Raw genomic sequence first — 26,188 nt, 5'->3', positions numbered from 1 at the left:
CGGATTTACCACGTCCTGTGATTGAACTGGAGTGTGAGCTGTAATGGGTCAGGAAAAGTTATATATCGAGAAAGAGCTAAGCTGGTTAGCATTCAACGAACGTGTACTCCAGGAAGCGGCTGACAAAAGTAACCCGCTGATCGAGCGCATGCGTTTTTTGGGTATTTACTCCAACAACCTGGATGAGTTCTACAAGGTTCGTTTTGCCGAGCTGAAACGGCGAATCATCATCAGCGAAGAACAGGGCCTAAACTCTCACTCGCGCCATCTGCTGGGCAAAATCCAGTCCCGCGTGTTGAAAGCCGATCAGGAATTTGATGGCCTGTATAACGAACTGCTGCTGGAAATGGCACGCAATCAAATCTTCCTGATTAACGAACGGCAGCTTTCCGTTAACCAACAAAACTGGCTGCGCCATTACTTCAAACAGTATCTGCGCCAGCACATTACCCCGATTCTGATCAACCGCGAAACCGACCTGGTACAGTTCCTGAAAGATGACTACACCTACCTGGCGGTGGAAATTATCCGCGGCGAATCGATCCGCTACGCGCTGCTTGAGATCCCGTCCGATAAGGTACCGCGCTTTGTGAACCTGCCGCCGGAAACCCCGCGCAGACGCAAGCCGATGATCCTGCTTGATAACATTCTGCGTTACTGTCTGGACGACATCTTCAAAGGCTTCTTCGATTACGATGCGTTAAACGCCTATTCCATGAAGATGACCCGTGACGCCGAATATGACCTGGTGCACGAGATGGAAGCCAGCCTGATGGAGCTGATGTCTTCCAGCCTGAAACAGCGTTTGACGGCCGAGCCGGTGCGCTTCGTTTATCAGCGTGACATGCCAGACGCTATGGTTGAAATGCTGCGCGAAAAACTGACGATTTCCCGCTATGACTCCATTGTACCGGGCGGTCGCTACCACAACTTTAAAGACTTTATTGGCTTCCCGAACGTCGGCAAAGCCAATCTGGTCAACAAACCACTGCCGCGGTTACGTCATATCTGGTTCGATAAATTCCGCAACGGATTCGATGCCATCCGTGAACGCGATGTCCTGCTCTACTATCCGTATCACACGTTTGAACACGTGCTGGAACTGCTGCGCCAGGCCTCTTTCGACCCGAACGTGCTGGCTATCAAGATCAACATCTACCGCGTGGCCAAAGATTCACGCATCATCGATGCAATGATCCATGCCGCGCACAACGGTAAGAAAGTGACCGTGGTCGTTGAGTTGCAGGCCCGTTTCGACGAAGAAGCCAACATTCACTGGGCTCGTCGTCTGACGGAAGCAGGTGTTCACGTTATTTTCTCTGCTCCAGGCCTGAAAATTCACGCCAAGCTGTTCCTGATCTCCCGTAAAGAGGGTGACGACGTGGTGCGTTATGCTCACATCGGTACCGGGAACTTCAACGAGAAAACCGCACGAATTTATACAGACTACTCGCTGCTGACCGCTGATGCCCGCATCACAAACGAGGTACGCAGAGTATTTAACTTTATTGAGAACCCATACCGCCCGGTGAATTTCGATTATCTGCTAGTGTCACCGCAGAACTCGCGCCGTCTGCTGTACGATATGATCGATAAAGAGATCGCTAATGCTCAGAAAGGGTTGTCATCCGGCATCACGCTGAAGCTCAACAATCTGGTCGACAAAGGTCTGGTTGACCGCCTGTACGCGGCGTCCAGTTCCGGTGTGCCGGTAAACCTGCTGATCCGCGGCATGTGCTCCCTGATCCCTGAACTGGAAGGCATCAGCGACAATATTCGCGTCATCAGCATTGTTGACCGTTACCTGGAACACGATCGAGTCTATATTTTTGATAATGCGGGTGACAAACAGGTTTACCTCTCTTCTGCAGACTGGATGACACGCAATATTGACTATCGAATTGAAGTCGCGGCACCGCTGCTGGATCCGCGACTGAAGCAGCAGATCCTCGATATCATCGAGATTCTGTTCAGCGATACGGTGAAAGCACGCTATATCGACAAAGAACTCAGTAACCGCTATGTACCGCGCGGCAACCGCCGTAAAGTGCGGTCACAACTGGCGATTTACGACTATATCAAATCACTCGAGCAACCCGATTAACCTATGCCGATAAATGATAAGACCCCACGCCCGCAGGAATTTGCCGCGGTCGATCTTGGTTCTAACAGTTTCCACATGGTCATCGCCCGTGAGGTGGATGGCGCGTTGCAGATCATCGGTCGTCTGAAGCAGCGTGTACACCTGGCGGACGGTCTTGATGAACGCAGTATGCTTAGCGAAGAGGCAATGGAGCGCGGCTTGAACTGCCTGTCGCTGTTTGCTGAACGCCTGCAGGGCTTCTCGCCTTCCAGCGTGTGCATCGTGGGTACTCACACGCTGCGCCAGGCACTGAACGCGCCTGAATTTCTCAAACGGGCCGAAAAAGTGATCCCCTACCCGATTGAGATCATCTCCGGGAACGAGGAAGCGCGTCTGATTTTCATGGGGGTTGAGCACACCCAGCCGGAAAAAGGGCGCAAGCTGGTGATCGACATTGGCGGCGGTTCAACTGAGCTGGTGATCGGCGAAGACTTTGAGCCACGTCTGGTGGAAAGCCGTCGCATGGGCTGCGTCAGCTTCGCGCAGATGTATTTCCCGGGTGGCACCATCACCCGTGAAAACTTCCAGCGGGCGCGTATGGCAGCCATCCAGAAACTGGAAAACCTGGCCTGGCAGTACCGTATTCAGGGCTGGAATGTGGCGCTGGGCGCATCGGGTACTATCAAAGCGGCCCATGAAGTGCTGCTGGCGATGGGCGAGAAAGACGGGTTTATCACGCCTGAACGCCTGACATTGCTGACGGAAGAAGTACTGAAGCATAAAAGTTTTGATGCCTTAAGCCTACCGGGTCTTTCCGATGAGCGTAAAGCGGTGTTTGTGCCGGGTCTGGCTATCCTCTGCGGTGTGTTTGATGCGCTGGCCATCAAGGAACTGCGTCTTTCTGACGGCGCCCTGCGTGAAGGTGTGCTGTATGAGATGGAAGGCCGTTTCCGCCATCAGGATATTCGCAGCCGCACTGCACAAAGCCTGGCAAACCAGTACAACATCGATCGTGAGCAGGCAAAGCGTGTGCTGGAAACGACCGTTCAGATGTACGACCAATGGCAGGAACAGAACCCTAAGCTGGCGCATCCACAGCTTGCCGCCCTGCTGAAATGGGCAGCCATGTTACATGAAGTGGGGTTGAACATTAACCACAGCGGGATGCATCGCCACTCGGCGTATATTCTGCAAAACAGTGATCTGCCAGGCTTCAACCAGGAGCAGCAGACCATGATGGCCACACTGGTTCGTTATCACCGCAAAGCCATCAAGCTTGACGACCTGCCCCGCTTCACACTGTTTAAGAAAAAGCAGTTCCTGCCGCTTATTCAGCTCCTGCGTCTGGGCGTGCTGCTTAATAATCAGCGTCAGGCCACCACCACACCGCCAACACTGAAGCTGAAAACCGACGACCACCACTGGACGCTGAGCTTCCCGCACGACTGGTTTAGCCAGAACGCGCTGGTCCTTCTGGACCTGGAAAAAGAGCAGCAGTACTGGGAAGCCGTCACCGGCTGGCTACTCAAAATTGAAGAAGAGAGTGCCGACGTCGCAGCGTAACGGCTCAGGCGTCCGCGGGGGACGCCTCTGCCTCCAGCAGTGACTCAAGCGGTGCCGGTCTGCCAATCAGGTATCCCTGCACATAATCAATACCTAGCGCGTGAACCGCGCTACGTATCTCTTCGGTCTCGACATACTCTGCCACCACCAGCATTTTCTTCATTCGCGCCAGATGGCAGATAGACGCCACAATCTGATAATCCAGACTGTTATTAACGATGTTTCGCACAAAACTGCCATCAATTTTGAGAATATCAGCGTCCACGCTTTTCAGCCGGGCATAGCTTGCATAACCGGTACCGAAATCATCAATGGCAATGCATACCCCCATCTTCTGCAACTGTCCGAGGATCTGTTGCGCCTGCTCTGCACTGCCAAACGTACTGCACTCCGTCACCTCGAAGATCAGTTGCCACGGCTCAATGGTGTATTTCGTCAGCAAACGACTCACCTCAAGCGGGAACTGCACTCTGCAAACGGTTGAAGGGGCCAGATTAATGGCAAAACGCTGACCAGGCAGCTTTTCGCGATGTGCTGCCAGGAAGCGTAGCGTATGGTCCAGCACCCATAAATCTACCCGCGACGACAGACCAAACTCCTGTGCAACAGGCAGGAAGTGTTCAGGAGAGATCAATACCCCGTTTGCATCCTGCATCCGTAACAAGACTTCATGGTAGCGATCGCCCCGCTGGCCACAAACAGGCTGGACTAACAGCGTAAATTCATTGTTATCGAGAGCCCTTTGCAGACGGCTCATCATCGCGACTTTATCCCTCAGACTGCGCTGCAAATGGACAGCACCACGCTGCTGAAGATTTTCCGGATGGTTGGAAGAGAGCGATAAATCCGCAACTACCCCCAGCTCACCCAGGACCAGATAGAGATGGTTCACCGGTGACCGCACATAGCAGTAGCTCACACCCACCTGAGGCTGTAGCGGCATACCATCCCAGACAAAGCGGAACTGTTTGATATGCTCATCCAGGGTTTCAATCCGCTGCTGGTGGGATTCCGCGTTGAGTCGAATCGCCAGGTCGCACCCGGTCAGGTGGTAGACCTTCTCATTGGACTGAAGTTTGTCATTAATCCATTGCGCCAGTTGCTGTTTGTACAAAATGCGCAACAACACGCCGTAATTTCGCCCCAAAATTTCCAGTTCAGGAATACGCAGCAAACAAAGCGCCGACCAGGGGTTTTTAGCCAGATCGTTTAATAACGACCGCAGGTTAGGCATATGTACGACAGGGTCGAGTAGCGCCAGTCTGCGGGAGCGTTGATTCACGGTACGCTGATGCGTCGCCAGCATCGACATGTAAATCACCACAAACGAAAAGACCAGATAGCTGGAAGAGGTGATCGCCAGTTGAATGTCATAACCCTGATGCAACGGGATATAGCGGTAAAAATAGTGAATGGACACCAGCAAGACTGGCGTCCAGATCAGTGACACCAGCTTATAGCCAAAGCGCATTGCGGCCCAGAGCATCACCGGCATCAATAACGACAGAGTGTAGTTAGTGGAAAAAATTGAGCTGTTTTCATTCATGGGGAGCAACAGCAGTGAAAGTAGCCCGCCAAGGGCAAATGCCCAAATCAAAAACTCAGCGACCGTCACCTTTTTCTCTATCTGCATACGGATCTGCGAGATGAGGTTTTTGATGTAACGCGGATGGCGAATCAGACGGATCAGCAGATAGCTCAACGGTACCCCCGTCAGCCCACTGACCAGCAGTGTCTGATAGTTAATGAGCGTACGAATATTAAGGGGGGATAATCCCGCAAGGCTCTGACGACTCTCATACACACCCAGATAAACCGCAAACTGAAACAGTACCAGAAATAGCGTCGCGGGGCAGAAAACCTGCCAGAAAATGCGCTGCGCCATCAGCCGGGTGTCCCCGTACGCCGTCATATTGCGTCCGGGAGCAAACACCCGGTATCCCCCCCAACTGAGCACTATCGGGACGATAAAATGAAGCATACCGGCGACGGTTTCAAACAGTCCCACCGATGGGTAATAGCGGATAAACAGCGACAACGCGATCCCGGGAAGCGCTTCCAGGCCAAAGAACATCATCAGCGAAAGCAAAAATGAGAGGGGTAAATAATAGAGCGCCACAATACCTTCGCCCAGTTTCGTGAACGTATTCGCGACGCTCAGCACGGGAAGTAAAACCACAGGTAAAATAAGCGGCAATGCCCACCAGCGGTCTTCATTGTTCTTCAGAAAAGCAATAATGTTCATAGATGCCCGGTTAAACCCCTTTCTCTCCAGAGGGAAAATAAAGACAGGCATCCGACCTGACGTGCGAGCCGCCCGGCAACGTGGAGGGCGAACAGTGTGGAGGGAGGATTTTAAATATCAGGACAGGGAATCTGTTGACTTAAATCAAACTACTTTACGCAAACAACCTTTTCTGCCGATTTTTTTGCAATAACTTTCTTCACATTATCAATATGGTAAATGTAATTATTCACTCTAATAACATTAATTAATGTAACTATTGACGGTTATTTACACATTGCAGAATTGACCCCCTCTTCCCGCTGTGCCTTAATATCCCTATCGCCCAAAAGGGCATGTCCAGGAAAAACACAGTGAGTCAGGCCACGCGTATGCGCAAACGACATCGATTTAACACCCGAATGACCCGCATCATACTGCTCATCAGCTTCCTGTTTTTCTTTGGCCGCTTCGTTTATTCCTCTATTGGTGCCTGGTATCACCATCAGGACAAGGTCCAGTCGCAGCAATCCAGCCTGACCGTCGACATGACTGACCGCTGACCCGCCGGATGGTTTTGCACTCTTTGAATAATGCTTGCAATCCCTTTGCTGAGGATCTTATCCTGCAGCCCGGCAAACTGTATCGCACTGTATCCAGAGCGCCGCGCTGACAAACGGGTACAAAACGCCGTCTCCGGCAAATATCCCTGATACATAAAAATGGTTTTCTTTCCCTGTCGTCATTCAGAACCGATGAGGAGAGACACCGATGATTCGTCGATACACACTTTTCCCCCTACTCGCCCTGGCATCCGTCGCATATGTCCAGGCCGCCCCTCTGGACAACCTCAGCGCAGCTGACGTTAACGGTCCCGCCGCCGTTGCGCCGCTGGAACACCCGCAACTGCCCGCAAAACTGATCGTCGATCCACCCCTTGCTGGTCCGCTGAGCAAAGGCGCGGTGTTTATTCAGTATCGGGCCGAAAACCTGCGCATTGAACCGGTATTTGGGCCCGACGCGCTGAAAGTCACTCCGCGTATCGGCCATATTCATGTTGTGGTGGATGACGCCCCCTGGCACTGGGCGGACACCAGCGGTGAACCGGTGATTCTGGTGGGACTGCCCGCTGGAAAACACAAGGTGACCATTATTCTGGCCGATCCAACGCATAAGCCTCTTGACCATAAAACCCTTGAATTCACCGTGCCAGCGCATGCGCCGGTCCACCATTTCTGAGGAGCCTGCAGATGAAAGCATTATCGTTACTGACAGCGGGTTTGCTGGCGATTTCGGCCAGTGCTTTGGCGGAGAGTAAAACCAGTGTGGTGCTGGTGCATGGCGCGTTTGCCGACGGCAGCAGCTGGAATAAGGTGATAACTCTTTTGCAAAAACAACACACCGAGGTTATAGCTGTCCAGTTGCCGCTCACATCGCTAAAAGATGACGTAGCGGCCACGCAGCGAGCTATCGCCCGCGCACACGGGAATGTAGTGCTGGTGGGCCACTCCTGGGGAGGTACCGTGATTAGCGAAGCAGGTAACGATGCGCGGGTAAAATCGCTGGTGTATGTGGCGGCGTTCGCGCCGGAGTCCGGTCAGTCAACGGCAGAGCTGGCAGATACCTACCCCGCTCCGCCGGGCAGTAAGGGCATTGCCAAAACGACGGACGGTTATTTATACCTGCCGACAGAAGCGGTCAGGAAGGACTTCGCACCGGATGTGAAACCAGGAGAACAAAACGCTATCGCAGCCACGCAGGGGCCAATCAAGGCTGATGCGTTTGGGGAAAAGATAACCCACGCGGCGTGGCATGAAAAACCCAGTTGGTTTGTAGTCAGCAAAAATGACCGGATGATCAACCCCGATCTGGAACGTGCGATGGCGAAGACGATCCACGCGAAAACCACCGAGGTGGCGGCAAGCCACGTGTCGATGGTCAGCCAGCCGGATGCTATTGCCCGGACGATTGAGCAGGCGAGGCAGATGCACTGAGAAAAATTCGCCCGGTGGCGCTACGCTTGCACGGGCCTACGATTTCGTAGGTTGGGTAAGCGCAGCGCCACCCGACAAGAAAGGCCGTCTCAGTCCCCCCTCTCTGCAGGATAATCGCGATTAATCCACGCGTGATCCTCTTCCCAGGTGAACATCCATTTGCGCACCGGGCCGGCCATCACGTTGAGGTAATAGCTGTCATACCCGGCCATCGTCGCCACCGGGTGATAGCCCTTCGGCACCATCACCACGTCACGGTTATAGACCGCCATACACTCATCCAGCGTTTTGTCGTCGGTGTAAACACGCTGCATGCAGAATCCCTGTTCCGGGTTGAGACGATGGTAATAAGTCTCTTCCAGATAAGTCTCCTGCGGCGGGTTATCCGTGTCGTGCTTATGGCTCGGGTACGAGCTGGTACAGCCTTCGTTGGTCCAGACCTCCACCACCAGCAGGCTGTCGGCGGGTTTGTCTTCCGGCAGGATGTTATGCACGTAGCGCTGGTTGTGGCCTTTGCCGCGCGCTTCGCCGTCGATATCCTGGGGGGCAATCAGCCGCGTCGGATGCGTCCCTTTGCCCGGAGCGGCGCAGACCGCCAGCTCGACTTTCGTTAGCGCCTTCACCTGCACCGTCTCCTGGGAGGTGACGTAAACCGCCCAGGGTTTGATGCGCTCGAACGGGCTCATCCGCTCGCCGATGTCAGTAAACTGTGCAGAAGGCGTGCTGATGGAAGCGCGCCCGGCCACCAGCACCAGACAGAGCTCTTCACTGACAGCGGGCAGCGTCAGCTGCTGCCCTTCCTGAAGTTCATAGGCCTCAAAGCCAACATATCCCCATCCGGCGCTTTCCGGCGTGACAGACTGAGTCCGCCCCTCAGCGTTCGGCTGTTGCCAGCGTGATAACAGACGTGACATGTCACCTCCTCAGATAAGCCCGGCGTCGCGCGCCAGGCGGCTCAGATTGTTATATCCCAGACGGGCGTAGGTCAGCGGATGGGCGATCGCCGGGTCCTGTTCTGCCTCCACCACCAGCCAACCGTGATAATCCTGCGTTTTCAGCAGTTGCATGATCGGCGGGTAGTTCACGCAACCGTCACCCGGTACGGTAAACACGCCGCTCAGCACCGCATCGAGGAAGCTGGTTTTACGGTTTTTGACGTCCGCCAGCACGTCGGCACGCACATCTTTGCAGTGAACATGGTTGATGCGCGATGCCCATCGCTGCGCCACCGCCAGCGGATCGGCCCCGGCAAAGGTCAGGTGGCCAGTATCCAGCAGTAAACCCACTTCCTCACCCGTGTGGAGCATCAGGTTGTCCACGTCTTCAGCGGACTCAATCACCGTGCCCATATGATGGTGATAGGCAATCTGTACCCCCTGTTGCTGCGTATAGCGGGCGAACGCGGTGAGCTTCTCACCATACTCTTTCCAGCGTTCCTGCGGGAAACGTGGGCGCAGGTGAACCGGCGTCTGCTGCTCACCGTGAATGCAGCCACTCACTTCCGCAAAAACCAGTACTTTTGCACCCAGCTCTCGCAGCAGTGTCAGATGTGACTGCACAGCAGCAATCTCGTCCTCTACACTACGTTCCAGCAGGCGACCGGAATACCAGCCGGAGACCAGCTGCAGGTCATGGCTCTGCAAAATGGGGCCGAGCAGGCGCGCTTCGCGCGGGAATTTATTGCCAAGTTCAAAACCCGCGAATCCGGCCAACTTCCCTTCGCTCAGGCAGGTTTCCAGAGATGTCTCTGCGCCCAGTGAAGGCAGATCATCATTAGTCCACGTCAGCGGGTTGATGCCCAGTTGTACACTCATTGTCGTCTCCATTATGCGTGTCCGCGCTCGCGCCACCAGGCGATAAGCTGCAGGTAGTTGTCCCGGATGCGCGCCACCAGTTGCGCATCGTCAATATCGTGTTTCAGCCATGCGCGGGAAGCATCGCCAAACAGCGTACGTCCTACGGCGAAGCCTTTTACCAGCGCCTGTCCCGATGCGGCTTTGAAGTCGGCACGCAGTTGCTCTGCCGGAGCATCCAGGCCGAGGATCACCACGCCACGACAGTGCGGGTCCCGGCGCTCAATAATCTCGCTCAGCGCCGTCCAGCCGTCGGCGGAGAGCGGCGGCAGCTTCCACCAGTCGGGGTAAATGCCGAGGTTGTAGAAGCGGGAAATGGCGCGCAGATAAAGCTCGTCACTGCGCGGCATGCTGGCGGGCAATATCACCTCCAGCAGCAGTTCATGTCCGGACTGGCAGCAGGCGTGGTACACCTCAGCGATTTTCTGCTCCTGCTCCAGACGCAGGCCGTGGGCATCTTCCGGATGGAAAAAGACCAGGCACTTCACCACGTGCTCCTGCGGCCAGCTGATAAGCTGGGTGCCAATGTTACCGTGCTCCATCTCCAGCGGACGCGAACCCGGTAGCTCAATGGGACGACCGATCCACCACCCTTCCCCGGTAATGGCGTTCAGCGCATCCTGACCAAACGTGCCATCGCACAGCAGACCGGCTTTCCCCTCCAGCCCGGCAGAGCTTGCCGCCTCGCGGCTGGCTTGCAGGATCAGCTGTTTCAGCGCCGGAATGCGCTTAAGCGACGCGCCGCACTGCAGCGCCATATCTTCCAGCTGGCTGCGGTGATCGAACGCCATCACGCACAGCTCCGGCCATTCGCGGCGGCGGGTGGTCACCCGGTGCAGATGGTTAAGACGCGGGTCAAGATCCGGGCGCGGAACGAGCGCGGCGCGGGAGAGGTAATCATCCAGCTCGATTTTGCTCGGCATAGCGGGCGCACAGCCGTGACGAGACACCACCAGCGCGCCGCAGGCGTTGGCGTAGCGGCACGCCTGCTCCCAGCCCTCGTCGTTCAGGTAACCGCGCAGCAGGCCGGACATAAACGCATCCCCCGCGCCAAGGACGTTAAGTACCTCCACACGCACACCGGTCACCGTCAGACCGTCGTCCAGACGAGGTGGAATGGCATCGGTATACACCGAGCAGCCCAGCGCGCCGCGCTTACAAACCAGTGTCGCCTTGCTGACGTGGCGCACCTGCGCCAGCGCCTGCAACGTATCGGTGCTGCCCCCCGCAATATGAAACTCCTCTTCGGTGCCGACAATAACGTCGAAGAGGTTCAGCACTTCCTGCAGCTCGCGGGTCACCTTATCAGCAGCGATAAAGCGCGTTTCGCCGTCGCCTAAAGAGGTTAGCCCCCACAGCACCGGACGGTAGTCGATGTCCAGCACCGTGCGCACGCCGTGACGGCGGGCGTAATTCAGCGCCGTCAGCACCGCCTCACGGGTCTGCGGGTGAGAGAGGTGAGTCCCGGTGATGGCAAGACACCGTGCGGAGGCAATGTAGCTTTCGTCCACATCGCTGGCGGTAATCGCCATATCCGCGCAGTTATCGCGATAAAAAATCAGAGGAAAGGTGTCCCGGTCTTTAATGCCGAGTAGCACCAGCGCCGTGAGGCGTTCTTTATCGGTGATCAGATGGCTGGTATCACAGCCCACCTGGTTTAACTCTTCCCGCAGGAAGCGCCCCATATGTTCATCGCCAACGCGCGCCAGCATTGACGAGCGTAAGCCCTGACGCGCGGTGCCGTACGCCACGTTGCCGGACGAGCCGCCGAGATATTTGGCGAAGCTCGACACATCCTCCAGACGGGCACCAATCTGCTGGCTGTAGAGGTCTACCGCCACGCGGCCCATGCATATCACATCAAACTGCTTTTCCACGTTGAACCCTCTTCAGACAATGTCATTCACGTTCAGCCAGCGGCCTTGCTGGTGTGAGAGTGCGATGGCGTCCAGCACGCGCGAGACCTTCCAGCCCTCTTCGAAGTCCGGCCACATCGGTGCGTCGGTGGCGATGCCGTCTACCAGGTCACGCACTTCCACCGTTTTTTGATCGTTAAAGCCGATACCATGACCTGCACCCATGCAAAACGCGCCGTAGTCCGGGTGTGTCGGGCCGACCAGCAATGTACGGAACCCCTGACGGTTCACCGGATCGTCATGCAGATAGAGCTTCAGCTCCGCCATTCGCTCCTGGGTGAAACTGATGGCGCCTTTAGTCCCGGTGATCACATACGACAGCCCCATCTTGCGGCCGCAGGCAACGCGGGAAGTTTCAATGACGCCCTGCGCCCCACCCGCGAATCGCACCATCGCGTGGGCCTGATCTTCATTTTCCACGGCGACCATTTCCGACGATCCGGCCTTCGCCGGACGTGCCGGCACCACAATTTTCAGATCACCACAGACCTGCTCAATCTCCCCCACCAGGTACTGGGCCATATTGACGATATGCGCCGCCAGGTCACCCAGAGCGCCCAGTCCGGCGGTCTCTTTAAAACAGTGCCAGTGAATGGGGGAAAGCGGGTCGGCCATATAATCTTCGTTGTGGGTGCCGTAGAAGTGGATCACCTCACCAATTTCGCCGCGCGCAATAATCTCTTTCGCCAGCTGCGCCGTCGGGTTTTTCATGTAGTTGAAACCCACCAGGGTTTTCACCCCTGCCCGCTTCGAGGCGTCGACCATCTCACGCGCGTCGTGGGCATTCAGCGCCAGCGGCTTCTCCGAGTAAACATGTTTGCCGTGACGGATCGCCTCCAGCGCCATCTCTTTATGCAGATGGTTGGGGGAGCAAATATCCACCACATCAATGGCCGGGTCGGCCACCAGCGCCCGCCAGTCCCCGGTTGAGCGATTGAAGCCAAACGCCTGCGCGCGTTCTGCCGCCAGCGTCGGGTTCACCTCAGCCACCATCTCGCGCACCAGTTTGCCACGCAGGTTGAACACCGTCGGGGCCTGGGCATAGGCAATGGCATGCGCCTTGCCGATATACCCGGTGCCAATCAATCCAATACGAACCTCTTTCATCGTGATCCTCACAGTGCGCCGCGACGGCTCTTGGCATAGGTGTCGAATGCCACCGCCAGAACGATAATTAACCCGGTGATAATTTGCTGGTAGTAGGCCGAGACGTTCATCAGTACCAGGCCATTAATCAGAATACCCATGATGATGGAGCCGATAATGGTGCCGCCGATGCGTCCATAGCCCCCCATCAACGACGTGCCGCCAATGACCACCGAGGCAATAACACGCAGCTCAAAGGAGATCCCGGCCACCGCCTCAGCGCTCCCCAGACGGGCGCTCAGGATGAAACCCGCCAGTCCCGCCAGACAGCCAATCAGCACGTAGACGCTGACCAGCACGCGCTTCACGTTCACCCCCGCCAGGCGTGCCGCCTCCGGGTTGCCACCGATGGCGTAGACAAAGCGCCCCCAGCGGGTTTTATGCAGCGCCAGATAACCACCGATGGCGACAATGGCGAAGATCCAGATCGGAATGGAGATACCGAGCAACTCCCCACGCCCCCACCAGCGATAACCCTGATCGAAACCGGCTATCGGTGCGCCGTCGTTAATCACCAGTGTCAGGCCGCGCCAGATGGTCATCCCACCGAGAGTGACGATGAACGGCGGCAGGCGCAGGCGGGTGACGCCCAGACCGTGCAGGAAGCCAATCGCCGTGCCCATCGCCAGACAAATCCCCAGCCCAATCAGCCAGCTCATACCGCCCCAGGCGTTCGGGTCGACGGTGGTGAAGTTGTCGCCTTTGATCACGTACGCCGCGGTCATGGCGCACACCGCCAGAATAGAGCCCACAGAGAGGTCGATCCCGGCAGTCAGAATGACAAAGGTCATCCCCACGGCCATGATCCCGTAGATGGAGACTTCGGTCAGGATGTTGAAAATATTGCGTTCAGAGAAAAAATTGCTGTTCTGCGACTGGAAGAAGATCAGCAGCAGGATCATGAAAATCAGTACCCCGAAGCGCTCGAAGAAGGCGATGGGATCGATGCGTCCGGCGCGTTTGACCGGGGCCTGCGTTTTAGAAATCATCTGCGTCATGAGAAACTCCGTTATGCCGCGTTCAGGGCGTTGTGGTTGATGGCCATCATCGTCATCAGCCGTTCTTCGTTAGCGTCGTCACCGTGGATCTCGCCAGTTACCCGGCCTTCACTGAGGGTGATGATCCGGTCAGACACCGCCATCACTTCAGGCAGATCGGAGGAGATCACAATCACCGCCACGCCCTTTTTCGCCATATCAAACAGCACCTGGTGCACTTCCGATTTGGTCCCCACGTCGATGCCACGTGTCGGCTCATCGACAATCAGCACCCGCGGGTTGAGCGCCATGCAGCGTGCGAGGATCACTTTCTGCTGGTTGCCGCCTGAGAGCTTGCGCACCTCCTGCGCGCTGTTGACCATTTTGATCTGCAGCGCCTGGCGGTAGGACTCAATCAGGTCGTCCTCTTTGCGGGTATTCACGAACCAGCGCCACTGCAGCAACGAGGAGAGGCAGGAGAGCGACAGGTTGTCGCGAATCGACAGCCCCAGCACCGCCCCCTCTTTTTTACGGTCTTCCGGAACCAGCGCCACCCCCTGATCGAGGGCATACAGCGGGTCGCGTGGCTGGTACGGCACGCCGTCCAGCTCAAAGCTCCCCGAGGTAAAGGCGTCAGCGCCAAACAAGCAGCGCGCCACCTCGGTACGACCAGCTCCCACCAGCCCGGCAATCCCTAAGACTTCCCCGGCGTGGACGTGGAAACTGATGTCATGCAGAGCGATGCCATGCGGATCCAGCGGCGGCTTTTCCCGGCTTAACCCCTTCACCGACAAACGGACAGGTTTGTCTTCATGGTGGGTTTCGCTGGCAGGGCGGCGGTTAAAGGCCACATCACGCCCTACCATCAGGCGGATCAACTGCTCTACGTTGGTCTCCGCTACCGCGCCGGTGCCGGTGAAACGGCCATCCTGGAAAACGGTGAAACGATCGCAAAGCTGGAAAACTTCATGCAGGCGGTGAGTGACATAAATAATGCTCACGCCACGGTTTTTAAGCTCCCGCACCACGCGGTGCAGGCTTTCCACCTCGCTGTCACTCAGGGCGGCGGAGGGTTCATCCATGATGATCAGCCTGGCATTGAGGGTCAGCGCCCGGGCGATCTCCACCATCTGCTGCTGGGCCACGCTCAGACGGGCGACGGGCGTGGTCGGTGCGACATTCAGTTGCAGATAATCGAGAATCACCTGCGCTTCCTGATTGACCGCTTTTTCGTCGACGATCAGGTTACGTTTGCGCGGTTCGCGTCCGAGAAACATGTTTTCCGCGACGGTCATGTTGGGCAGCAGGTTGAATTCCTGATAGATGGTGATAATGCCCTTGTTCTGCCGTTCTACCGGGGAGTCGTCCACCGGCAACGTTTCGCCGTTGAACCAGATATCCCCACGCGTTTGCGGCTGTGCGCCCGCGAGTGCCTTCAACAGCGTGGATTTCCCGGCGCCGTTCTCGCCCAGCAAAGCGTGAATTTCACCCGTGCCGACGGTGAGCTGAGCGCTGCTCAGCGCCCATACGCCGGAAAAGCTTTTTGCCAGGTCGGTTACTTTCAGTAAGGGTTGCGACATCAGCCTGCTCCTTATTTATGGGGAGCCGCCCGTACGGCGGCTCCGGACAAATCAGTTACCGGCCTCAGCAATACGCTCAGCCTGTTGCAGGTTCTCTTTGGTGATCAGCGTCGGCGGATAGTCCGCCCCGGTGATGGCTTTTTTCTCACGCACGTTAGCCACCAGCTGGCTCATCGCCGTGGTCACCGCAAATCCCGGACGCTGATCCGCCGTAACCGCCAGCCAGCCGTCGCGCACGCGGGCCAGTGCTTCCGGTACCGCATCAAAGCCGGTCACCAAAATTTCGCCCGGCTTCACACCCTGACTCTGCAGCGCCTCAATCGCCCCCAGCGCCATATCATCGTTGGCGGAGAGGATCACCTGCGGACGTTTTGGCAGCGACGGCAGAACGCTTTCGACAATGCGCATCCCTTCCGAACGCATCCAGTTGCCGGTCTGATCGGCGACGATCTTGTACTTATCCCCGCCCGCCTTCAGGCTGTCGCGGATCCCTTTGGTGCGTTCAATGTTGGAGGAGGAGCCCGGTTGACCGGTCAACAGAATGATCTCCGCGCCGTTGGGGAATTTGGTTTTGACGAAGTCGCCAATCGCCTGGCCGCCCTTGTAGTTGTTGGCGCCAAAGTGCGGCACTTTTTTCTGGCTATCGACGGAGCGATCAAGCGTCACAACCGGCAGCTTCGCATCCTGAATTTCATCTACCGCACTGGAGACTGCGTTCACATCGTTCGGGGAGACGATAAAGCCCTGCGCACCACGGGTGATGGCGTTTTCCAGGTCAGCCACCTGCTTCGGTGAGCTGCCCTGCCCGTCCAGTACCTGAAGTTTCACGCCCATCTCTTTTGCGGCTTTCACCGCCGTGCGCTGCATGTGAACTTCAAACGGCATGGCCAGGTTTGGTGTACTGAAAACAATTTGCTCGTTTTCGGCTATGGCGGCCCCGGATGTCATGGCGATGAGGGCGGCTAAGATCAGTTTTTTCATTATTATGTCTCTCTGTGTAGGGTTGTTGTGTTTAGAGGACGATCTCGCGCTGGCAACGCAGTGATTCCAGCGCTTTATCCGCGAGGTACAGCGCACGTTCACCATCATCGCCGCTGCAATCAGGCACCGCTTCGCCGCGCAGGACCGCAACAAAGTGTTCCCATTCCGCGGCGTAAGCGGATTTGTAGCGTTGCAGGAAGAAGTGTTCCGGCAGCGCGCTGGTGCAACCCTGTTTGCCGTAGTGCTGCACCTGGTTTTCAAGGATATTGCCCGCGCACAGCAGTCCTTCGGAACCGTGCAGTTCCAGGCGCTGGTCGTAGCCGTATGAAGAGCGGCGACTGTTGACGATGGTCGCCATCGCGCCGGAGGCATATTTCAGAACGATAAACGCGGTGTCGATATCTCCCGCTTCGCCAATCGCCGGATCCACCAGATTGCTGCCCTGGGCATACACCGACACCGGCTCTTCACCCATGATGAAGCGCGCCATATCAAAGTCGTGGATGGTCATATCGCGGAACATGCCGCCGGAAACACGCACGTACTCCGCAGGCGGTGGAGACGGATCGCGGGAGATGATCAGCAGTGATTCCGGTTTGCCGATACGCCCGGCCTGAGCGTCGGTTTTCACGCGACGGAACTGCGGGTCAAAGCGGCGGTTAAAACCGATAAACAGCGGCACGTCATACTCTTTGACCACTTTCAGGCAGTCGCGTACGCGGGCAAGATCAAGGTGTACCGGTTTTTCACAGAAGATGGCTTTGCCGTGACGGGCGGCCATTTCAATCAGATCCGCGTGGGTGTCGGTCGCGGAGGCGATCAGTACGGCATGAACGTTCGGGTCGGTCATCGCCTCATCCAGGCTCTGCTGACGCGCCTGATATTGCGTGGCGAGACGCGTGGCGAATTCCTGGTTCGGGTCAACCACAGACCAGAGCGTGGTCGCACTGTGGCTGGCGATGTTAGCTGCATGTACCTGGCCAATTCGGCCAGCGCCCAGTAAAGCAATGTTAAACATAACGGCTCCCGGTGTTGGTGAATGCTGTGAACTAACGACACTATAAATAAAACATTTATTTCATTTTTATAAATAGTGAAAATTATGTTTTTGAGTGCAGGTTAACACTTTTGAGATGTATGAGATAAATTTTGTTATCAATCTCACAACATGGAGGAAGGTTTGCCCCTTCATTACAAAGGGACGAGGGAGTAACAACCGCACCGTACCGTCCCCTCTCCCGTTGGGAGAGGGTCAGGGTAAGGGGAAAAAGAAAAATGAAATGAAAATTTCGTTACGGCAGGAAAACTCAATACTGACGGGCTTTTTTCACCTGAGCCTGTGTTTGCTCGGCGGCCTGGCGCACCGCTGATGACTCTGCCACCTGCGCGTCGCCGGTTCGCCACCATGACGCATAATCATGGGTCATGGTTTTTGGCAGCACTTTGATGTCGAGGAGCGTCGGCCCCGGGTGGGCTCGTGAGGCTTCCAGCGCCGCCAGCAGGCTATGCTCGTCATGAACTCGCCATGCACGACAGCCGTAGCTTTCCGCGTTTTGCGCAAAATCAACCTTCACCAGTGGCCCGTCAAGCCGACCCGTTTTCGGATTACGGTAACGGTTTTCCGTGCCAAAACTCCCCATTCCGTGCCCCATCTGCAGGTTGTTAATGCAGCCGAAGCTGGCGTTATCAAACAGCAGAATGGTGACCTTAATGCCCTCCTGTACGGCGGTTTGCAGCTCTGAGTGCAGCATCATGTACGAACCATCGCCTACCATGGCGTACACCGGCTGCTGAGGTTTTGCCAGCTTCGCGCCAATGGCCGCTGCGACCTCATACCCCATGCAAGAGTAACCGTACTCCAGGTGGTAACTGTCCGGCGTTTTGACCTGCCAGAGGCGTTGCAAATCCCCTGGCAGCGATCCGGCCGCCCCCACCACAATGGCGTTATCTTCAATATGCTGATTAATGAGCCCCAACACCCGCGTCTGAGTCAGATGCGTGTTGAGCGTTTCACCGTATTCCATGAGCTGCGCATCAAGGTGCCCCGCCACTTCGGGAGCGTCGTCAGGACGCCACTGGCGATCCCACAGGCGACGGCATTCGTCTTGCCAGGCGGATTTCGCCTGGGCAATCGCCTCCCCCCAGCCACTGCGATAATCTTTCAGTGCGTGGGTCAAGGCCGTCAACCCGGTTTGGGCATCGGCAATCAGCGCGGTGGCATCCAGCTTCAGGGCGTCAAACTCGGCCACGTTCAGCAACAGGAACTCAACGTCCGGGTGGGAAAAGAGCGCCTTGGAGCCGGTGGTAAAATCAGTCAGGCGCGTGCCGATGCCAATCACTAAGTCAGCCTGCGGCGCAAGCTGGTTGGCGGCCATTCCGCCCGTCACACCGACGCCCCCCAGATTAAGCGGGTGGTCACTTACCAGCGCCCCCTTTCCGGCCTGGGTTTCAGCAAACGGCAGTTTCAGCGTTTCAACAAATTCCCGTAACGCCTCATGCGCACCGGAGTAACGCACGCCGCCACCGCATACCACCAGCGGACGGCGCTTGCGGGCAATCAATGCCTGAGCCTGCGCCAGCCGCTGCGGGTCAGGCGGACGACGTTCAATGTGGTGCACCCGACGCGCAAAGAAACTCAGGGGGTAATCCCAGGCTTCCCCCTGCACATCCTGCGGTAAGCAAATGGTCACCGCCCCTGTATTTGCGGGGGCAGTAAGCGTTCGCATCGCGCTTAACATCGCGCTCATGAGCTGTTCAGGACGGTTGATGCGGTCCCAGTAGCGGGAGACCGGGCGGAAGCAGTCGTTGGTACTGATGCTGAGATCGTGATACTGCTCGATCTGCTGCAACACCGGGTCAGGCTGGCGACTGGCGTAGATATCGCCCGGCAACAGCAGGAGCGGAATACGGTTCGCCGTGGCCGTCGCGGCCGCCGTCACCATATTGGCAGCACCTGGCCCAACGGATGAGGTGACGGCAAAAATACGCTGGCGGCGATGCTGTTTGGCGAATCCCGTCGCCATATGGGCAATCCCCTGCTCGTTACAGCCCTGCATCACCTGCAGATGGCCGGGATCCTGTTCCAGCGCCTGGCCGATACCGAGCACGTTACCGTGCCCAAAGATCGTTGCTACTCCCTCCACAAAGGGCGTTTCGTTGCCATCAACACTAACGTATTGTTGATTAAGGAATCTGACCAGCGCCTGGGCCATGGTCATACGTTCGGTTTGCATAAAACCCCCTGTCAGCCCAGCGTCGGCATGGAGAACGCAGCGCCTGTCTCCTGCTGCATTTCCGGCCAGCGTGCAGTGATGGTTTTCATTCGGGTGTAGAAACGCACGCCATCGTTCCCGTGAACATTGAGCGCACCAAAGATGGAACGCTTCCAGCCACCGAAACTGTGGAATGCCATTGGCACCGGGATCGGCACGTTGACCCCCACCATGCCCGCCTGCACCTCTTCGCAGAAGCGGCGCGCGCAGCCACCGTCACGGGTGAAAATAGCCGAGCCATTACCATATTCGTGGCGGTTAATCAGATCCACCGCGCTGGCGTAATCTGCTACACGTACCACAGAAAGCACCGGGCCGAAAATTTCTTCTTTATAGATGGTCATCTCCGGGGTGACGTTATCGAACAGCGTCGGCCCAACGAAATAGCCCTGCTCGTGACCTTTTACGCTAAAGCAACGCCCGTCCACACGCAGGTTCGCCCCCTGAGCTTCGCCACTGTCGATATAGCCCAACACTTTGCTGCGGTGCGCGGCGGAGATCAACGGCCCCATCTCGTTTTCTGGCGTCTGGTCCAGACCCGGTCCGACGCGCAGCGCGGCGATCTGTTTTTCCAGCCGGGCGCAGAGGTCATCGGCGGTTTTATCGCCCACGGCCAGCACCACGGAGAGCGCCATACAGCGCTCCCCCGCCGCCCCAAAAGCCGCGCCCATGATGGCGTTCGTCGCCATATCCATGTCGGCATCTGGCATTAAAATACAGTGGTTTTTCGCGCCGCCGAGCGCCTGACAACGCTTACCGTGGGCAGACGCGGTCTGGTAAATGTATTCGGCAATCGGCGTTGAACCGACAAAACTAACGGCCTGCACGCGCGGGTCGGTCAGGAGCACATCAACGGACTCTTTATCCCCCTGCACCACGTTGAACACGCCGTCCGGCAGGCCGGCCTCTTTCAGCAATTTCGCCAGCGCGAGCACCAGAGAGGGATCTTTTTCCGACGGTTTCAGCACGAAGGTGTTACCTGTCGCCAGCGCAATCGGGAACATCCACATTGGTACCATCGCCGGGAAGTTAAACGGCGTGATCCCGGCGCAGACCCCGAGCGGCTGCATCAGCGAGTGGCTGTCGACGCCCGTGCCGACGTTCGCAGAGTGTTCACCTTTTTGCAGATGCGGGATGCCGCAGGCGAATTCCACCACTTCCAGGCCACGGGTCAGTTCGCCTACTGCGTCTGAGAAAACCTTACCGTGTTCTTCACTGATGATACGGGCCAGACGCTCCATATTCTCTTCAAGCAACGCTTTGAAGCGGAACATCACACGCGCGCGCTTGAGTGGAGCAAAACGTGCCCACGCGGGAAACGCTTGCTGTGCTGCGGCAATCGCCTGTTCGGTTTCCTGTGCCGTGCTCATCACCACCTGGCGGATTTGTTCACCAGTGGCCGGGTTGAAGATCGCCTGAACGCGCTGGCCTGAACCGGTGACACATTCGCCGTGAATAAAATTCGCTACCGTCTCCATCCTTAACCTCTCGCTGTTGATACGTGACTGTTACCTGAACGTTGTGTACTGAACACTATATATGAAACAAATATTCCATTTTAAGTTGAAATAAAATAAATGATGATTATTGTGATCAAGGATGGATTTTTATGTTAACAGCCAACATCACTGACTCAGCCTGAGCTATTAAGGGATTTCGGGCGAGGAAATGACTGAAGCTTCTGTTTCATTTTTGCTGCCAGATGGATGGCCGACATTTAAAAGACGCGGTTTTGCGTTTAGAATCATATGACTGTAATTGGGGGATAACATGACGACAGCAACCAGCCTGAACGAACTGCAGCAGCAAATCCGCGATCGCTACGATAGCCTGAGCAAGAGGCTGCAGCAGGTTTCCCGCTATGTGCTTGATAACACCAACAGCGTGGCTTTTGATACGGTTGCTGTCATTGCCGAGCGCGCCGACGTACCACCGTCGACGCTCATCCGCTTCGCCAACGCCTTTGACTTCACCGGTTTCAACGAGATGAAACAGCTGTTTCGTATGAACCTGGTGGAGGAGACCGCCAGCTACAGCGACCGCGCCCGGCTATTCCGCGAAATGGAGAGCGAGGCCGTACCTGAAACGCCCCTCGATATCCTGCAGGAATTCGCCCGCTCGAATGCGCAGGCGTTACAGCAACTGGCCGCCCGCGCCGAACCAGAAATGCTGGAGCGCGCAGTGCAGTTGTTGGCCGATGCCGACACCATCTACATCGCCGGTTTACGCCGTTCCTTCAGCGTCGCGGCCTATCTGACCTACGCCCTGAGCCATCTGGAGTGCCGTCCGATTCTGCTCGACGGGATGGGTGGCATGCTGCGCGAGCAGATCAGCCGCATTAAGGCGCGTGACATTGTGGTGTCGATCAGCTTCTCGCCGTACGCGGAAGAGACGGTGATGGTCAGCGAAACCGCCGCCAGCGTCGGCGCTCGGCAGATTGTGATTACAGATAGCCAGATCAGCCCGCTGGCGACGTTTAGCGATCTCTGCTTTGTGGTGAAAGAGGCGCAGGTGGATGCGTTCCGCTCCCAATCAGCAACGCTGTGCCTGGTGCAGTCGCTGGTGGTGGCGCTGGCGTACAGGTTGGGAAGTGGGGACAAATAGTCTGCATTGCCCTTTTGCCGGCCGGGAACGGCACAGCCGCCCCCCGGCATTTTGGTCAGTTCTTTATTTCAGTACACTCCGGATAGTCTACGGATGAGAGAGCACTCAGGCGTTGCCCCGTAATCTGCAAAACGCGCAGTAAAAGCATAATGCCGCGACGGGTATCTGGATCGTTCAGCATTGAGAACACCTGCCGAAGCGAAACATCCCCTTCCCGGTTAATTTGCTCTCCCCATGCCATGCGTAGTGCAGTTCCGCCTTCCCAGCCGACAGTCACAACATCTTCAAAAACGCCGGCCAGTTTTTCGACCATCGCGTTATCGGTCATTTCAAGCAGGTCCGCCACCAGGGCAAGCAAATCAACAAGATTATTCAGGCGATTGCCGGCCATAAGCGGAGCAAGATTTTTCAGCAATTGTTCCTGTTCGCTCATCAGAACATCCCCCTCACGACACCCCAATACAGTCCACGGTTAAAACCGTTTCGCAGCATGCCACCGAGTTTTGTCGCAGGCACCGGCGTCACATCATTGCGATAGTCATAGACCAGCGGCATCCCCGCCCAGAGCCCCATCTGCGCGACGGCCTGAACCCGGCCATCGTAATGATTACCGCTTCCGGGTGGTCTGCCATACAGTTCCGCCACAATATTGTCGACAATAATTGGGGCCTGGTTATGGCACGACCCGCCAGCTTTACTGATCGGGAGATCGACGGTATCGCCGATCACATAAACGCCTTCTAACCCGTAGACGCCCAGCGTTTGGTGATCCGTCGGCAGCCAGCCTTCTCCATTCTGAATCTCACTGAGCCCCGTATTACGCACCGCTTCTACCGCCCTGATGGGAGGCGTGGCCATCAGGATGTCGAAGTTCTGCGAATCGCCCTCGGCGGAATACGCAGTTTTGCTGTCAGGATCGACATGACTTAAGGTAAAACCGCGCTGGTGCTTTATGCCTTTGGCAGCAAAAATATCCCCCAGCGCCTCCCCAACCGGACGTTGCAGGAACAGACAGTTTCGCAGTAATTGCGCTACGGTCGGATAGGTATAAACAATCTCAACCTGATTACGTACGCCACGCTGACGCAGATAGTCGTCAACCATCAGGGTGGTTTCGATGGGGGCGATCCCACACTGGTGGGGCACATTCGGGGTTTCCGGGAAAGAGACGGTGATAAAAATTCGTCCCTTTTTAATGGTGGCAAGTTTATGTGCTAATTGCCTGGCCGCCGCGTATTGGTAAAAATGATCGCCCACTTCAGCAAGGCCAGGGATTTTTTGTGGGAAAGGTGTGCAACCTGTTGCAATAATCAGCAGGTCCCAGTCGTAGTGTTTCTTACTGGCGCTGTATAAGCGACGTTGTTTAAAATCGAAAGATTCTATTTTATCGGTAATAAATTGAATTTCCGGACTCAGTAATTGCCGCTCAGGCCGGGCCAGCTCATGGTGATGAAAGAGGTTAAACGCGACGTACATAAACGCGGGTTTGTAGTAGTGCACCGGTGATTCGGATATCAGCATCAGTTCTACCTGACCGGCGGCAATTTCGCGTCGTAATTTTCTGGCCAGCAGGTTGGCGACAATCGTCCCTCCCGTGCCGCCACCGACAATCATTATGCGGTTTTTCATTCCATTATTCGCTCATGGTAGTGAATGGGAATTCACGTAACCAGACCGCTTCACTGTTACGCTCAGCTAAAGCGTAGTAACAGAGCAATATTCCGCAATGCAATCCTTAATGAAATATTTAATTTCAGAAATAATGTCATCATTTAAAATATACGCTGCAAAATATAATTTATATCCCTATAACGTAGCCTCTGACTGTGATCTCTTTTGCATCATTATTATTCACCAAAGAGCAGCTTTGTGTACTTTTTAGAAACCGCCCCGGAGCGCTGACCATTGGCACCATAATAGCGATCTTCACGGCACAGCCGTTCCTTCACATCGCAGAAAATGCCGTTAGCAAAGGTGAATTCGGTCAGATCGACATCGCTCGATGTGAACACCTCGTTTGCAGCAGCCTTCTTGCCGAGATACTTCTCGGTCAGCTCACGGGAAATTCCCTTGTCATTGGCGCATACATATCGGTCGCAGAGCACACCTGACACTGGCGAATGGAGTTTGGCCGGGGTCCTGGCCTGAGCGGACATGGCGGACACAGCCAGCAGCGCGGCCACAGAGCATGAGAGTATTGCCTTGTTCAAGATGATAACCTCCGTTGGTTAATGAGTGTCGGATTTGTACCGGGCACGATGAAACCATCATGAGGGGCGAAAAAAACCTGGATGGTTCTGAGTTTCAACAGGAAATGCCCTGTTTAGCTGTAAGTATCCCTACAAAAAGAAGCATCAATTTTAGAAAGCCTCTGGCACTCCAGGTTCTGCTCCTGGCGCAGGGCGGACGAACTTGCTGAGCTGAAGGTCCGCAGTGAGCGAGGAGCGGACCTTATGCTAATTGACTCTCGTTAGCAGTCATCCACTCTGCAAGAGAATCGAGTGGCCCGAGTGACTTGTCAGCAGCGGTAACGTATTCACCGCCGCTGACATTCCTTTTTTAGCGATGCAGGCGTAATGTACTGGCAATAGAGGATATTGCCGCAATGGCGCAGGCAAGACCAAACACAAAAACAACAAATTGTGCGCCGGCGAGACCGGTTAAACCGTTCAACAGCGCGATGACCATCGCCACCAGCGCCGCGCCAATGGACTGCCCTGCCGTCCTGGCCGTGGATAGCACGCCGGAGGCCGTTACGGTGCGATTTGCTGAGACATTGGCAAACATCTCCTTGTTGTTTGGCGGCAGGAATAAGCCATACCCCACCCCGCAAACGGCGACGCGCCACAGGAAATCATTCACCGTCGCGGCGTGCGGCAATAGCGCCAACGCCCCTAAGCCAAGACAAAAGATAACCACCCCGACGGTAGAAATTTGCGTCGGATTAAAACGGTTTGACAGTCTTCCCGCCACCGGGGCGCAGAAGGCGACAGCCACCGGCCACGGCGTAAAAATAAACGCCGATTCAAGCACTGAATAGTGATAGCTATGTTGCAACACAAACGGTAAGCCGACCAGCGCCATTCCCTGAGCCACGAACATAGAGACGGATGAAAGCACCGCAAAGGTATATTGACGTGAGCGAAATATATCCAGCGGCAATAACGGGTGCTTTGCTCGCGTCTGGGCGATAAAAAAGAAAGCAAATAATGCCACTGACGCCACCGCGCAATAGATCAGCGTACGGCTCTCCCAACGGCCAATTTGATCCACAGCCACCACCATTAAACCTAATGCAGCTGCCGAACTCAGAGCCCCTGCCCAATCAAAGCCCTTCTCCTTTTCGTTATCCACCCCTAATGAAATCAAGGAGAAGATAATCGCAGCGCCGCCAAGCGGGATATTGATATAGAAAAGCCACGGCCAGGAAAGATACGAGATGATAAGTCCGCCCAACGCCGGACCGATAGCCGTGCCAACCGCGAAGGCCAGCGCATTCAGACCGAATATCGTTCCTAGCGCGCGGGGTGGAAAAATAACCCGATACAAGCCCAGCCCCACGCTTATCATGACCGCATAGCTTACCCCTTGCAGTATCCGCATGGTAACCAGTACGCCAAAGGTCGGCGCAAGGCTACAGCCCAGCGAAGAGAGCGTAAATAACACCATTCCCGCCGTGTAAAAACGCTTCTCACCGATTCTGGTGCCCAGCGACGCGCAAATCAGCATCGTCGCCGCGCTGGCTACCTGATAGCCGTTGGTAATCCAGATACTGGACGCCGAATCGACCTGTAACGCACTGGCAATTGTGGGCAATGCGATATTGACAATAGAGCTATCCAGCGCCGCCATAAGCACGCCAATTAATATGGCCGCGGCGGCTAAATAGCGCCTCGGCGCCTCAAAGCCTTGATCAAGAGCGGGAATTCAGATAATAAGTGCGACACTCATGGATGAATGGCGAGAGGTGGCCAACTGCTGATTGGTGGTACCCT

Annotated in this window: 21 protein-coding genes; 6 read left to right on the top strand and 15 right to left on the bottom strand. The window is 56.0% G+C overall.

The window, feature by feature from the left end; genetic code table 11:
* Positions 1–43 precede the first annotated feature (43 nt).
* Both ppk1 and ppx read left to right on the top strand, forming a co-directional pair.
* Positions 44–2,104 (top strand): polyphosphate kinase 1, encoded by a 2,061-nt coding sequence (gene ppk1 / locus V6E55_RS19480; RefSeq protein ID WP_114977539.1) that lies wholly within the window; start codon positions 44–46, stop codon positions 2,102–2,104.
* A gap of 3 nt (positions 2,105–2,107) precedes the next feature.
* Positions 2,108–3,646, top strand: coding sequence for an exopolyphosphatase (ppx, locus tag V6E55_RS19475; RefSeq protein WP_114977538.1), 1,539 nt, complete (start codon positions 2,108–2,110; stop codon positions 3,644–3,646).
* Positions 3,647–3,650: 4 nt separating this feature from the next.
* Here the strand turns inward: ppx and V6E55_RS19470 are convergent, their stop codons facing one another.
* Entirely contained in the window at positions 3,651–5,891 is a 2,241-nt protein-coding gene (locus V6E55_RS19470) for an EAL domain-containing protein (protein WP_316943686.1), read from the bottom strand.
* Between the two features lie 353 nt (positions 5,892–6,244).
* Between V6E55_RS19470 and V6E55_RS19465 the strand changes: the two genes are divergently transcribed.
* The 3 genes from V6E55_RS19465 to V6E55_RS19455 all read left to right on the top strand — a co-directional run bounded on the left by V6E55_RS19465 (position 6,245) and on the right by V6E55_RS19455 (position 7,864).
* Positions 6,245–6,433, top strand: a complete 189-nt coding sequence (locus tag V6E55_RS19465; RefSeq protein ID WP_114977535.1) for a YfgG family protein — start codon at positions 6,245–6,247, stop codon at positions 6,431–6,433.
* 208 nt (positions 6,434–6,641) lie between these two features.
* Positions 6,642–7,109 (top strand): DUF6130 family protein, encoded by a 468-nt coding sequence (locus tag V6E55_RS19460; protein WP_236920772.1) that lies wholly within the window; start codon positions 6,642–6,644, stop codon positions 7,107–7,109.
* Between the two features lie 11 nt (positions 7,110–7,120).
* Positions 7,121–7,864: an alpha/beta fold hydrolase gene (locus tag V6E55_RS19455; protein ID WP_316943682.1), complete on the top strand. Its 744-nt coding sequence runs from the start codon at positions 7,121–7,123 to the stop codon at positions 7,862–7,864.
* Positions 7,865–7,953: 89 nt separating this feature from the next.
* Here V6E55_RS19455 and iolB read toward each other — a convergent pair whose 3' ends face one another.
* The 10 genes from iolB to V6E55_RS19405 all read right to left on the bottom strand — a co-directional run bounded on the left by iolB (position 7,954) and on the right by V6E55_RS19405 (position 21,067).
* Complete coding sequence (gene iolB / locus V6E55_RS19450; protein ID WP_316943680.1) at positions 7,954–8,778, bottom strand: 5-deoxy-glucuronate isomerase; 825 nt, start codon at positions 8,776–8,778, stop codon at positions 7,954–7,956.
* A 9-nt stretch (positions 8,779–8,787) separates the two neighbouring features.
* Positions 8,788–9,678 (bottom strand): myo-inosose-2 dehydratase, encoded by an 891-nt coding sequence (iolE, locus tag V6E55_RS19445; protein WP_114977531.1) that lies wholly within the window; start codon positions 9,676–9,678, stop codon positions 8,788–8,790.
* Between the two features lie 11 nt (positions 9,679–9,689).
* Positions 9,690–11,594: a bifunctional 5-dehydro-2-deoxygluconokinase/5-dehydro-2-deoxyphosphogluconate aldolase gene (locus V6E55_RS19440; RefSeq protein WP_129995216.1), complete on the bottom strand. Its 1,905-nt coding sequence runs from the start codon at positions 11,592–11,594 to the stop codon at positions 9,690–9,692.
* Positions 11,595–11,606: 12 nt separating this feature from the next.
* Positions 11,607–12,740 carry a Gfo/Idh/MocA family protein gene (locus V6E55_RS19435; protein WP_129995215.1) on the bottom strand — a complete coding sequence of 378 codons (1,134 nt, stop codon included), beginning with the start codon at positions 12,738–12,740 and terminating at the stop codon, positions 11,607–11,609.
* A gap of 8 nt (positions 12,741–12,748) precedes the next feature.
* Positions 12,749–13,777, bottom strand: a complete 1,029-nt coding sequence (locus V6E55_RS19430; RefSeq protein WP_049005552.1) for an ABC transporter permease — start codon at positions 13,775–13,777, stop codon at positions 12,749–12,751.
* Between the two features lie 11 nt (positions 13,778–13,788).
* Positions 13,789–15,336, bottom strand: coding sequence for a sugar ABC transporter ATP-binding protein (locus tag V6E55_RS19425; protein WP_114977528.1), 1,548 nt, complete (start codon positions 15,334–15,336; stop codon positions 13,789–13,791).
* A gap of 51 nt (positions 15,337–15,387) precedes the next feature.
* Positions 15,388–16,317, bottom strand: a complete 930-nt coding sequence (locus V6E55_RS19420; protein WP_114977527.1) for a sugar ABC transporter substrate-binding protein — start codon at positions 16,315–16,317, stop codon at positions 15,388–15,390.
* A gap of 31 nt (positions 16,318–16,348) precedes the next feature.
* Entirely contained in the window at positions 16,349–17,335 is a 987-nt protein-coding gene (gene iolG, locus V6E55_RS19415) for an inositol 2-dehydrogenase (RefSeq protein ID WP_028016110.1), read from the bottom strand.
* A gap of 289 nt (positions 17,336–17,624) precedes the next feature.
* Complete coding sequence (iolD, locus tag V6E55_RS19410) at positions 17,625–19,550, bottom strand: 3D-(3,5/4)-trihydroxycyclohexane-1,2-dione acylhydrolase (decyclizing) (protein ID WP_316943677.1); 1,926 nt, start codon at positions 19,548–19,550, stop codon at positions 17,625–17,627.
* Between the two features lie 11 nt (positions 19,551–19,561).
* Entirely contained in the window at positions 19,562–21,067 is a 1,506-nt protein-coding gene (locus V6E55_RS19405; RefSeq protein ID WP_316943676.1) for a CoA-acylating methylmalonate-semialdehyde dehydrogenase, read from the bottom strand.
* A gap of 292 nt (positions 21,068–21,359) precedes the next feature.
* Here V6E55_RS19405 and V6E55_RS19400 point away from each other — a divergent pair, with 292 nt between their 5' ends.
* Positions 21,360–22,193 (top strand): MurR/RpiR family transcriptional regulator, encoded by an 834-nt coding sequence (locus V6E55_RS19400; protein WP_028016107.1) that lies wholly within the window; start codon positions 21,360–21,362, stop codon positions 22,191–22,193.
* A 55-nt stretch (positions 22,194–22,248) separates the two neighbouring features.
* Here V6E55_RS19400 and V6E55_RS19395 read toward each other — a convergent pair whose 3' ends face one another.
* The 4 genes from V6E55_RS19395 to V6E55_RS19380 form a co-directional block, all read right to left on the bottom strand.
* Positions 22,249–22,626: a DUF1641 domain-containing protein gene (locus tag V6E55_RS19395; RefSeq protein ID WP_028016106.1), complete on the bottom strand. Its 378-nt coding sequence runs from the start codon at positions 22,624–22,626 to the stop codon at positions 22,249–22,251.
* Positions 22,626–23,822 carry an NAD(P)/FAD-dependent oxidoreductase gene (locus V6E55_RS19390; protein WP_316943673.1) on the bottom strand — a complete coding sequence of 399 codons (1,197 nt, stop codon included), beginning with the start codon at positions 23,820–23,822 and terminating at the stop codon, positions 22,626–22,628. Before V6E55_RS19390 ends, V6E55_RS19395 begins: the two co-directional genes overlap by 1 nt.
* 218 nt (positions 23,823–24,040) lie before the next feature.
* Positions 24,041–24,403 carry a YcgJ family protein gene (locus tag V6E55_RS19385; protein ID WP_316943672.1) on the bottom strand — a complete coding sequence of 121 codons (363 nt, stop codon included), beginning with the start codon at positions 24,401–24,403 and terminating at the stop codon, positions 24,041–24,043.
* A gap of 349 nt (positions 24,404–24,752) precedes the next feature.
* Positions 24,753–26,120 carry an MFS transporter gene (locus V6E55_RS19380; RefSeq protein ID WP_316943716.1) on the bottom strand — a complete coding sequence of 456 codons (1,368 nt, stop codon included), beginning with the start codon at positions 26,118–26,120 and terminating at the stop codon, positions 24,753–24,755.
* Between the last annotated feature and the right edge of the window lie 68 nt (positions 26,121–26,188).

It is taken from the genome of Enterobacter sp. 342, from assembly GCF_036663495.1.
GTDB lineage: Bacteria > Pseudomonadota > Gammaproteobacteria > Enterobacterales > Enterobacteriaceae > Enterobacter.
Note: the sequence above shows the minus strand (reverse complement) of the source record. Positions and strands in the feature narration are given on the sequence as shown.